Consider the following 10860-nt stretch of genomic DNA (forward strand, 5'->3'; position numbering starts at 1 on the left):
CAAATGGATCACTCTGATACAGATTGACAACAGCACAAAGAGGGCGTTCATCATGAATGGCATAATTTGGGATCAGTGAACGGACGGTTGCGCTAAATCCCCCACTGAGCACGACCTTCACCATTCCATTACTATCGCTCACCTCATTTAACTGTTTGACCTGTTCAAGCTCTGCTTCAAGTTTACGGTTTTCAGCTTCAAGATCAGAAATCTCAGCTGCCAGCTCATCTCTATGGGCAACGACTGCATTATATTTTCCATTCAAATTGTCATATTCACTCTTGGAAATGTTGTTACAACCGCTTAAAACGATAAACGATGCCATCATCATGATAAAATACTTTTTTTTCATAAAATTATCCTCCCTGATCAATTCATTCTCTAAATATCTATCTATATTTATATTATCATTTTTACCCTATAAATACTATATAAAAAGATGATCATTCTGTAAAAAACAACCATCTTTTATCGAATATTTATTACATTTACATGGTCAAGCGATATGATCACATTTATCCCTGCTTGTTTCTGTCATTCAAATATTTCACCATCAGGTGTGACAATTCTTTCATAGACCTTATAATCCTTACCGCTAAGCCGGATGGCTTTTCTGATCGTTTCCAATAAAGGAGTGCAGCAAGGGGCATTCATCGCAATGACCTCTACGCTTTCAAAATTAACATTTTTAAATAAGTCGGTACATTTTTCCAACAGATGATTGGTCAGATCGTTTTTGGGACAGGCAATCAAAGCTACATGATCACGGATAAAATCCTGATGAAAACTTGCATATGCATAAGCTGAACAATCAGCCGCAATCAGCAAACGGGAATCTTTCAGATAACGATTGTTTGAATTGACGCTGGTGATCTGTACCGGCCAGTTGTAAAGCTCTGAGGTTGCTTCATAATCACATTCATCGCCCACGCAGAAGCTTTTTACTTTCGGCTGAAAGCTCATGGCATCCGCCTGACAAAACTGCATGCAGTAGCCATTGTTATCACATCTTTTTTCATTTACGACATGTACCTTCCCATTGATCAGCTGCAAGACTGAATTCGTACAAACCTTTATGCAATTCCCACAGCCTGTACACTTCGATCCATCGATGACGACTCTGTTTTTCATTGTTCTCACCCGTTTTCATTATACAAGCTTTTGCTTTTTCTTTCATGTTTTATGACTGTAATTTTAAAAGAACCCGTCTTATTGGTCTGAACGGGTTCTTCTTTTTTCTGTTTTAGGATGTGAGGACCTTCTTGAAGAAGTTTTCTTTTTATCTGAAGTCTTTTTAGGGCCTTTGATCCCATCTAATTTAACTGTCACATCAAATCCTTTGATCTTACATGAATGCATGCTGTTAAGCACCAGATCAACGGCACTGTTTTCAATATCGACCAAAGCATAAGAGCCTTTCATTTCAATCTTGCCGATCATATCACTTGAACCATTTGTATATTCCGCAATTGCCGCTACGATATGACTTGGGGTGACTCCCTGGTTTTTACCGATATTGATATGTAAGGTCGTTGTTTCGCCCTCTTTGAAATTACGTATCTTGCCTTTCTTTTTCTCAGGTTCATCCACACGGACATCCAAAGGCTTATAGCTCAGCGAAATCAAAGCACCGACCAGATTTTCTATTGAAACACCTTCACTTAATAGCTCGTTAGCAATCTCAAAGGTCTGAGAATTAATGCCTTCTGAACATGCCTGAAGAACCTTTTCGATATATTTTCTCTTATTCAGTTCGATCAGCTGCTCACTGCTTGGCAATGGAACATTGCGTATATGAGTTTTGGTATATCTTGAAATATCCTTGATAAAACGCTTCTGGGCACTTCCGGAAACCAGCGTAACTGCCAGTCCTTTCTTTCCTGCCCTTCCTGTTCTGCCAACACGATGAATGTAATATTCATGATCCTGAGGTATATCATAATTGACGACCAGATCGATATCATCTACATCAATTCCTCTTGCCGCAACATCTGTCGCAATCAAAATCGGATAATTCCGCTGTTTAAACTGATTCATGACCCTTGTCCGGACCTGCTGTTTCATATCGCCATGCAGACCGATCGCCTTGATATCATAGCTGTTCAGCTCATCAACAAGCTCGTCTACCATCTTTTTCGTATTCGTAAAGATCATCGTTAAGCTTGGATGAAGCGTTTCTAAGACAACACGTAAAGCTTCGCTTTTCTGTCCGCGGCGGCATTCATAATATATCTGATCGACCGTATCGATCGTACGCTGGGCACTTTTTATCTCGATCGTGACAGGATCATGTTGAAACTGCTGGGTGATCCTTAAGATAGCATCAGGCATCGTTGCGCTGAATAAAGCCATCTGGTAGCTTCCCTTTTCCATGTAATTAAGAATCGTTTCAATATCTTCCTTAAATCCCATATTCAGCATTTCATCCGCCTCATCCAAAACAACCATACGGATATCATCTAACTTAAGGGTCTTGCGACGCAGATGATCCATGACTCTTCCCGGTGTTCCGACGACAATATTACAGCCTCTTTTCAATAGACGTATCTGATTCTCAATCGATTCGCCGCCATAAATCGGAACGATCTTGACGCCTTCCTTATATTTGGAGAACTTTCTCAGCTCTGTTGCGATCTGGATATCCAGCTCTCTTGTCGGAGCCAGTATCAATATCTGGGGCTTACGGATCGATGGATCCACCTTTTCAATTGCCGGCAGCCCAAAAGCAGCTGTCTTTCCTGTACCGGTGTTGCTTTTTCCAAGCACATCACGGTTTTCCATTAAAACAGGAATCGCATCTTCCTGTATTTTTGTTGGTTCTAAATAACCGCACTCTTCAATCGCACGATTAATTTCTTCACTTAAACCTAGTTTATAAAAATTACTCATTTTTTCCTCTTTCTATCGTTATCTGTTCCACTATACCATTTATTGTCAGTAATTGCAAAAGAAATCCTCTAAAGAGCCATTTTTTTCCAACATCCTGCATTTTGCTCCCATTTTTTCACAAATTATCACGAATAAAATAGTTAGTTTTTGAGTTATAATTAATTTGGTGATATAGATGAATGAAGTAGCAGAAAACTTACCTCAAATGAAAATACAGCTTGAAAAGATGATGTTGCTTTATCAGGCAGCTTTAGAAGAAGTGCTTACACGTATCAACATCTTGAATCGGGAATTTAAGATTGCAAATTCTTATAGTCCGATCGAACATATCTCCTCACGTATCAAAACGCCTAAGAGCATCTTTAAAAAAATGCAGAAGAATAATATTGAAATAAGTGCGGAGAACATGATCAGATATATTGACGATATCGCAGGCATACGCATCGTTTGTAAATTTACGAGCGATATTTATTTATTGGTTGAGCTGATTGAAAAACAGCAGGATCTTAAGATCCTCATTCATAAGGATTATATCAAAAATCAAAAACCAAGCGGTTATCAGAGCTATCATCTCATCGTTTCCGTTCCTGTCAATTTAGCGGAGGGCTGCATCAATACCAAGGTAGAAATACAGATCCGCACGATTGCCATGGATTTTTGGGCTTCGATCGAACACAAGATCCGTTATAAATATGAAAAAGACATTCCCCCTCATATTCAGCGAGAATTACGGGAATGTGCCGACATCGTAAAATTTTTAGATAAAAAAATGCTGGCTTTAAATGAGGAAGTCCATCAGGAAGAAGTTGATCAGAATGATGACTATGAAGAAATGATTGAAGCTTTGAAGAAAATGCTTCAAGAAGCCTCACAAAAAAAGACTTTATCATCATAAAGCCTTTTTTCGCTGACGTTTCATCTCTTCCAGCACCTGTGATATTTGTAAACTGAATTTTTCTGACATGAGCGGACTTTGAAGAAGTCCTTTTTGTATGCAATCAAGCGCATGGTCGATCTCACCGGTAAAATCACTTTTTTGGTCAACTCGGATGATTTCCTCTTGATCGCTGATCATGATCATTGCCTGAGTATTCTTCCAGTAATCGATGATTTCGATACGACCTTTCTCTCCAATAAGAATTCCTTTATTTTCTTCTTTTTCCAGCCAGCTTGATTTCAAGGATGATAAGATCCCATTTCCATATTCAATCGTACATTCACATTCAAAATCACAGGGATAGTCCTTATATGGTTTGACATGGAAGCTCATTTGCTTGATATCGCTTTGTGCATATAAATGTGAAAAGCAGATCGGATAGACACCGACATCATAGAAACTGCCACCCATGCTTTCTTCTACATTCCACTCCTTCAATGCATTCTCATCAAATGAAGCACAATATTTTGCGCTGATCGCATGAAGAGGTCCTATTTCACAGACTCTTTTACGTATGATCTGTTGGAGAGGTGTAAAACAGGTCTTATGGGCTTCCATCAAAAAGCAGTGATGCCTGGCGGCTGTTTCAAAAAGTGCTTTGATATCCTGACAATTAGCTGCCAGCGGTTTTTCAATGATGACATGTTTATGATGGCTTAAGGCTTCTTTTCCAAGTGCTGTATGGGTCGGATTTGCGGTAGCGATATAAATCAGATCAACAGCAGGATCCTTGAAGGCTTCTTCATAGGAAAAGATGTGATCGATATGATATTTTTTGGCGAACGAGGATGCCTTTTGCCGATCCCTTGAAGCAATGCCATAAAGCTTTCCCTTTGAATAGTGAATGCCTGTGGCAATGCGCTCTGCGATATGACCACATCCTAAAATTACGATATTTATCATAAAGAAGAAAAGGCTCGATGAGCCTTTCTAAAATCTCTCTCTTTTATTGTAAGTCGTATGAAGCAGATGATGTGCTTTTTCACTGTTCGGTTCGCCCAGATAATTTTCATACAGTGCCTGAATCTGCTTATTTTCGTGTGATTTACGTACCGGCAGCTCTTCATCTTCCGCATAGAGCGCTGCTGCACGCTTTGCTTTATAGTTGAAGCCGCTGTTACGTACATCCGCGCTGACATATGGCATACCGCCGCCATTGATACAACCGCCCGGACAGCCCATGATCTCAATGAAATGATATTTGCTGACACCGTTTCGAATATCATCCAAAAGCGGTTTCGCAATTTTCATGGAATGAGCAACAGCCACATGGATCTCCATGCCGGCAATTTCCAGCGTTGCTTCCTTTAAGCCTTCCACACCACGTACGGCCTTGTATTCGATATTTTTTAATTCCTTATTTTCCAAGATATCCGCTACTGTTCGTAAAGCTGCTTCCATGACACCGCCGCTGGTACCAAAGATAACGCCCGCACCTGAGTATTCACCAAACATATCCTGATCAAATTCAGAATCCTTCAGATCGGCAAAATCAATACCAAACATCCTGATCAGACGGGCACACTCTCTGGTAGTCAGAACAGCATCGACATCCTGCATGCCGTCATGAACATTTTCTTTCTTGTTGATCTCACCTTTCTTGGCAACACAAGGCATGATCGAAACAACATAGATGTCTTTTGGATCGATGCCCTTCACTTCCGCATAATAGCTCTTGAGGATGGCACCAAACATCATATGCGGTGATTTACAGCTGGAAAGATGATCCAAAAGATCCGGATATTCTCTTTCGCAATAATTGACCCATCCCGGTGAGCAGGAGGTGATCATTGGTAACACGCCGCCTTTTTTTATACGGTGAAGGAATTCATTTCCTTCCTCCATGATCGTCAGATCAGCCCCATAATCCGTATCATAAACACGATCAAAACCGCAAAGCTTCAGTGCCGTTACCATTTTTCCCGTTACCTTCGTACCGATCGGCATCCCAAACTCTTCACCGAGTGCTGCACGAATGGCCGGCGCTGTTTGTACGATCACATGCTTTGAAGGATCATTCAATGCTTCGATGACTTCATGAATCGTTTCCTTTTCATGCAAGGCACCTACCGGACAGACATTGACGCACTGTCCGCACTGCATACAGTTAACATCTTTTAATGACAGGTCAAAGACAGGTCCGACGCTCGTCTTAAAGCCACGATTGATATAGTTTAAGACACCTAATCCCTGTATTTTCTCACAGGCGCTGACACAGCGTCCGCAAAGAACACATTTGCTCGTATCACGGACGATGCCTTCGCTGGCATCATCAAAGGTCGGTTTAGTCTTTTCACCTTTAAAGGCATCCTCACGAACCCCTACCTGAGCGGCCAGGCGCTGCAGTTCGCAGTTATTGTTGCGGATACACTGCAGACAATTTTTAGAGTGGTTGGAAAGCATCAGCTCTACAACGCCTCTTCTGGCATCGAGTGCTTTTTTAGAATTCGTATAGACCTCCATACCTTCACTGATCGGATAAATGCAGGCAGCACAAAGATTACGTGCCCCCTTTACTTCTACCTGACAGACACGACAGGCGCCCGTTCCCGTCAGATCCTTTAAATAACAAAGCGTCGGGATATGAATATTATTGGCTCTGGCTGCTTCCAGGATCGTAGATCCTTCTGCCGCTTCAATTTCCTGATTGTTGATCTTTAATTTCACCATCTCAAAGCCCTCCTATCTCATCTCAACAGCGCCAAAGTGGCAGGCTTCCCTGCAGGCACCGCACTTGATGCACTTGCTTGTATCAATCTTAAATACTTCCTTACCGGCAATACCGCTGATCGCACCTGTCGGACATTTCTTCGAACACAAAGAGCACTTCTTACATTTATCCGGATCGATCGAATAAGAGAGCAATGCCTTACATACATGTGCCGGACAGCGTTTATCCTTAACATGTGCTTCATATTCATCTCTAAAGAAACGCAGCGTAGATAATACCGGATTTGGTGCTGTCTGTCCCAATCCGCAAAGTGCGGTAGACTTGATCGTATAACAAAGCTGTTCCATCTCATCGATCAGCTCCATCGTACCTCTTCCTTCACAGATATCCGTCAGCATTTCCAAAAGACGCTTGGTTCCGACACGACAAGGCGTACACTTGCCGCAAGATTCATCAACAATGAAATCCATATAGAAACGAGCGATATCGACCATACAGTTATCTTCGTCCATGACGATCATACCGCCTGAACCCATCATCGAACCCTTGGCTACCAGCGTATCAAAATCAATCGGTGAATCCAGATCATCTTCTGTCAGACAGCCACCGCTCGGGCCGCCTGTCTGAACAGCCTTAAAACGTTTATTATTCGGACAGCCGCCGCCAATTTCATAAATTACTTCACGCAGCGTCGTACCCATCGGTACTTCCACAAGACCGGTATTGACGACCTTGCCACCCAAGGCAAATACTTTCGTACCGCTTGATTTTTCCGTTCCCATCGACTTGAACCAGTCAGCACCGTTATTGATGATCTGAGCTACATTGGCAAGTGTTTCCACGTTGTTGATGATCGTCGGTTTTCCCCAGACACCTTTATGTGCCGGAAATGGTGGTTTTGGCATCGGCATGCCACGCTTTCCTTCAATTGAGGCAATCAAAGCCGTTTCCTCACCACAGACAAAGGCACCGGCACCTAAACGAAGCTCTAAGTCAAAACTAAAATCTGTCGAAAAGATATTCTTTCCCAACAAGCCCAATTCCCTGGCCTGCTTGATCGCAATATTCAAACGTTCAACAGCAATCGGATACTCGGCACGGATATAGATATAACCATAATTGGCACCGATCGCATAACCGGCAATCGCCATCGCTTCGATGACGCTGTGCGGATCACCTTCCAAGATAGAACGATCCATGAAAGCACCCGGATCTCCTTCATCGGCGTTACAGATGACATATTTCTGATCGCTCTCTTCCTGAGCGGCAAACTGCCATTTCAAGCCTGTAAGGAAGCCTCCGCCGCCACGTCCGCGAAGTCCGGATTTCTTAATTTCATCAACGACCTCCTGTGGCGTCATTTCTGTCAACACCTTACCTAAGGCCATATAACCATCACGGGCAATATATTCATTGATATCCTCCGGATTGATCACACCACAGTTTTTCAAGGCAACACGCTTCTGCTTCGCATAGAAACGGATCTTATCCATGCTGAAAACTTTTTCCTTTGTTTCCTCATCGATATCATGCATTTCCAGACGTTCGACACGTCTTCCCTTATAAATATGCTCATTCACGATCTCACTGACATCTTCTACCTTTACCTGACAATAGAAGACCCTGTCCGGATGAATGGCAATGATCGGGCCTTTCTGACATAAGCCAAAGCAGCCGGTCTTTACGACCTTGACTTCCTTATCCAGACCCATTTCCTCTAAAACACGATTAAACTCTTTCTCAATCAGATCACTCTTGGAGGATGTACATCCCGTTCCTCCGCAGATCAGTACATTCATTCTTTCCATACTTATCTACCTGCTGCTCCTATCGTAAATTCCTCACAGATTTCTCCCTGTCCGATATGTTTACGCGTAACTTCTTCCGCCTTAGCAGGATTCATATGAACATAAGTTGTCTTATTTCCCTGCTTATCAAACACTTCTACGATCGGCTCATAGGAACATAGCCCCATACATCCGCTCTGTGTGACAGACGCACTATAATTATGCTTCGCCACCTCTTCCACAAAGGTGTTCAATACCGGACGGGCACCCGCAGAAATGCCGCACGTCCCCATACCGACAACGATCCGGTAATCATTTTCACCATCGCGCAGGTCAAGACGTTTCTTTGTCTGATCGCGCAGAGCTTTTAAATCCGCTAATGACTTCATCTTTTTCCTCCTCTTTGATACCTTCATTGATATAAGCCTTGCACCAAGAAGAAATCTCAGCTTCGCAGATGCTTACATCGCCCAGGATTTCCCTGATTTGCTGTGAATCAAAACTAAACTGCTTCTCATCACTTATATAATCAAAGTGAATATGAACGGCTTCATTCATACATAGAGCCAATACCAGCGCATCACCGATATCACCTCTGGGAGGAACATCCCAATGATCCTTTTTCATCGTACATTTGATCCTTGTTCCTTTATTCACTTTTGATTCCAATTCAAAACGGCCTTCACACTGTTGAGCCAATTCCTTGAAAAACGGTATCCCCAGACCGATTTTTCTTGTCTTGCGAGTCGTAAAGAAAGGATCCTGTACCTTTTTTACCATCGCTTCATCCATGCCCTTTCCGTCATCTCTGATTTCAAGAGAAATTTCATTTTTCTTTTTACTGTCCACAAAGCGTATCATGATATGAGATGCTCCTGCCCGTATGCTGTTAGAAGCAATATCTAACAGATACATGCTTAAATCAGCCATCATTTGCATCCCTCCACAACGCTTTCCACATCCTGATATCAATATCTTCCTCAAAATGATCGATATCCTGAAGATAATGTGCATCGCTGTTTCTGATCCATAACACTTCCTTCAGCCATGGATGCAGCTGCTGCACCATTTCTTTTTGGACCTGATTTTTTACTTCGATCAGATCAAATTCCAAATGCCGGGGAATAAAACCTAATTGCGTCATGATCGAATTTGCCTTATCACAGACATGGGCCAGGGAAACGATCCCCTGACACTGATGTGCTTTTCGGATGATATTCTCCATGCTCTGATTCACCGATTGAAGCAAAAGCACATCTTCACCGGCAACCACTTCATCAGCTTCATCAAACAGCCATTGATTGCCAAAATAACGAACATCATTTCTGATCAGAGGCAAATGCTCTTTTAACCACGCATCAAATACCATCGCCCTTGAATAATCCTGAAAATAGATACACAGATGCACTTCTTCGATGCTCTGCACCTCCACACCATAGACATATCCCATATCAAGCTTTCGGGCTACCTCAGCCATGACTCGCTGCTGTCCCAGCGTATTATGATCACAGACACTGATCATTTCCAAACCGCATATCTTTGCCATATTGACTATATTATGCGGTGTCATATCATCGCTGGCACAGGGAGAGAGCGCTGAATGAATATGCAGATCGACACGCATGCTACAACCCTAGCTCCACACATTTCTTACAGATTTCATAAGCTGAAAGCCTGCTTGCACATAAAGCGATATCCTCTTCAAGTGCCCGATCGATCACTTCCTGCTCGATCTTTGCATCCTGGGCGATCACCAGCACGCTGATTTCTTTCAAAGCGCTTACAGCAACGCTGTTAAGATGACTCTGGACCGTGATCCATATCTGATTTGCTTCACTGTTGCCAATGACCCAGCTTAACAGATCACCGACAAAGACACCTGAAATTTCTTTTTCCAGCGCCTTCTCGCTTGCCCATATCTTAAAACCCGTCTTTTGCGCAAATTCTTTAACCTGCATCCTTTTCTCTCCTTTTAATGATCCGGCAATCTTCCAGACACTGCTCTTTATCAACGATGGCCTCTGCCATGCTGCGACAGGACGGATAACCGCAGGCACCACAGTCAAAGCCCGGAAGATGATCAAAAATTTCATTGACCGCACTGAATCGCTTCAATTGTTCCATCATATTCTTTGGCTGCAGCTTTTGCTCATCCTTATCCTTTCGAAGCTCTTCAAGCGTATAATACTTTATCTTTCCGTGAGCGCTCTTCATCAGCTCATGCATATTGATCCTTCCATTGAAAGGATTTCCCCATAAAAACTGTCCGCCGATGCAACCGTTGAAACAAGCGCTCAGCGACAGATACTTTACTTCCTTTAAAAGACCAAACTCACTCAGCTCCAAAGCCTTCAAAACCTTATCCATCCCATTCACAGATAAGATCTGGGCATCAAAGCGCTGTCCAAGTCCACAGGCTACCGAACGGATGCCTTCCTTACATAATTCGACATCTGCCTCCTCATGATTGCGATAGCTATTGATGTTAGGAAACAGATCTACGATCGAAAGACAATGATCGATCTCGCTGTTGACATTTCCATACGGATATTTCCCAAAAGCCAGCTTGGCAGGAC

Annotated in this window: 12 protein-coding genes; 1 reads left to right on the forward strand and 11 read right to left on the reverse strand. The window is 42.7% G+C overall.

Going from position 1 to position 10860, the window contains the following annotated elements; genetic code table 11:
* From Q0K35_RS00055 to Q0K35_RS00065, 3 genes are all read right to left on the reverse strand, one after another.
* Positions 1-352, reverse strand: a 352-nt coding sequence (locus Q0K35_RS00055) for a hypothetical protein (RefSeq protein WP_294560440.1), incomplete at its 3' end; no start/stop codon positions are given.
* Positions 353-534: 182 nt separating this feature from the next.
* Complete coding sequence (locus Q0K35_RS00060; protein WP_294560441.1) at positions 535-1131, reverse strand: 4Fe-4S binding protein; 597 nt, start codon at positions 1129-1131, stop codon at positions 535-537.
* Between the two features lie 78 nt (positions 1132-1209).
* Positions 1210-2889: a DEAD/DEAH box helicase gene (locus Q0K35_RS00065; protein WP_294560442.1), complete on the reverse strand. Its 1680-nt coding sequence runs from the start codon at positions 2887-2889 to the stop codon at positions 1210-1212.
* 175 nt (positions 2890-3064) lie between these two features.
* Here Q0K35_RS00065 and Q0K35_RS00070 point away from each other — a divergent pair, with 175 nt between their 5' ends.
* Positions 3065-3784 (forward strand): GTP pyrophosphokinase family protein, encoded by a 720-nt coding sequence (locus Q0K35_RS00070; RefSeq protein WP_294560443.1) that lies wholly within the window; start codon positions 3065-3067, stop codon positions 3782-3784.
* Here Q0K35_RS00070 and Q0K35_RS00075 read toward each other — a convergent pair.
* From Q0K35_RS00075 to Q0K35_RS00110, 8 genes are all read right to left on the reverse strand, one after another.
* On the reverse strand, positions 3779-4729 hold the full coding sequence (locus Q0K35_RS00075) for a Gfo/Idh/MocA family oxidoreductase (protein ID WP_294560444.1): 951 nt from the start codon (positions 4727-4729) through the stop codon (positions 3779-3781). The genes Q0K35_RS00070 and Q0K35_RS00075 overlap by 6 nt on opposite strands.
* Positions 4730-4756: 27 nt before the next feature.
* Positions 4757-6496: an NADH-dependent [FeFe] hydrogenase, group A6 gene (locus tag Q0K35_RS00080; RefSeq protein WP_294560445.1), complete on the reverse strand. Its 1740-nt coding sequence runs from the start codon at positions 6494-6496 to the stop codon at positions 4757-4759.
* Positions 6497-6508: 12 nt separating this feature from the next.
* Positions 6509-8305, reverse strand: coding sequence for an NADH-quinone oxidoreductase subunit NuoF (nuoF, locus tag Q0K35_RS00085; protein ID WP_294560447.1), 1797 nt, complete (start codon positions 8303-8305; stop codon positions 6509-6511).
* A gap of 2 nt (positions 8306-8307) precedes the next feature.
* Positions 8308-8673, reverse strand: a complete 366-nt coding sequence (locus Q0K35_RS00090) for a (2Fe-2S) ferredoxin domain-containing protein (RefSeq protein WP_294560449.1) — start codon at positions 8671-8673, stop codon at positions 8308-8310.
* The gene (locus Q0K35_RS00095; RefSeq protein WP_294560451.1) at positions 8618-9217 is read right to left on the reverse strand and encodes an ATP-binding protein; all 600 of its coding nucleotides are present in this window, start codon (positions 9215-9217) and stop codon (positions 8618-8620) included. Before Q0K35_RS00095 ends, Q0K35_RS00090 begins: the two co-directional genes overlap by 56 nt.
* Complete coding sequence (locus tag Q0K35_RS00100) at positions 9207-9908, reverse strand: PHP domain-containing protein (RefSeq protein WP_294560453.1); 702 nt, start codon at positions 9906-9908, stop codon at positions 9207-9209. The genes Q0K35_RS00095 and Q0K35_RS00100 overlap by 11 nt, the downstream gene beginning before the upstream one ends.
* Before the next feature lies 1 nt (position 9909).
* Positions 9910-10242 carry a hypothetical protein gene (locus tag Q0K35_RS00105; protein ID WP_294560455.1) on the reverse strand — a complete coding sequence of 111 codons (333 nt, stop codon included), beginning with the start codon at positions 10240-10242 and terminating at the stop codon, positions 9910-9912.
* On the reverse strand, positions 10232-10860 hold a 629-nt coding region (locus Q0K35_RS00110; RefSeq protein WP_294560457.1), incomplete at its 5' end, for a (Fe-S)-binding protein. The genes Q0K35_RS00110 and Q0K35_RS00105, both read right to left, overlap by 11 nt.

Origin of the sequence: uncultured Traorella sp. (assembly GCF_944327115.1) — a bacterium.
Taxonomy (GTDB): Bacteria; Bacillota_I; Bacilli_A; order Erysipelotrichales; family Erysipelotrichaceae; genus Traorella.

Excerpts from the sequence above, each read along its gene's own strand:
- Q0K35_RS00075 (WP_294560444.1), bottom strand. The coding sequence starts at position 4,729 with ATGATAAATATCGTAATTTTAGGATGTGGTCATATCGCAGAGCGCATT.
- Q0K35_RS00095 (WP_294560451.1), bottom strand. The coding sequence starts at position 9,217 with ATGATGGCTGATTTAAGCATGTATCTGTTAGATATTGCTTCTAACAGC.
- Q0K35_RS00065 (WP_294560442.1), bottom strand. The coding sequence starts at position 2,889 with ATGAGTAATTTTTATAAACTAGGTTTAAGTGAAGAAATTAATCGTGCG.
- Q0K35_RS00105 (WP_294560455.1), bottom strand. The coding sequence starts at position 10,242 with ATGCAGGTTAAAGAATTTGCGCAAAAGACGGGTTTTAAGATATGGGCA.
- Q0K35_RS00060 (WP_294560441.1), bottom strand. The coding sequence starts at position 1,131 with ATGAAAAACAGAGTCGTCATCGATGGATCGAAGTGTACAGGCTGTGGG.
- Q0K35_RS00070 (WP_294560443.1), top strand. The coding sequence starts at position 3,065 with ATGAATGAAGTAGCAGAAAACTTACCTCAAATGAAAATACAGCTTGAA.
- Q0K35_RS00080 (WP_294560445.1), bottom strand. The coding sequence starts at position 6,496 with ATGGTGAAATTAAAGATCAACAATCAGGAAATTGAAGCGGCAGAAGGA.
- Q0K35_RS00100 (WP_294560453.1), bottom strand. The coding sequence starts at position 9,908 with ATGCGTGTCGATCTGCATATTCATTCAGCGCTCTCTCCCTGTGCCAGC.
- Q0K35_RS00090 (WP_294560449.1), bottom strand. The coding sequence starts at position 8,673 with ATGAAGTCATTAGCGGATTTAAAAGCTCTGCGCGATCAGACAAAGAAA.
- nuoF (WP_294560447.1), bottom strand. The coding sequence starts at position 8,305 with ATGGAAAGAATGAATGTACTGATCTGCGGAGGAACGGGATGTACATCC.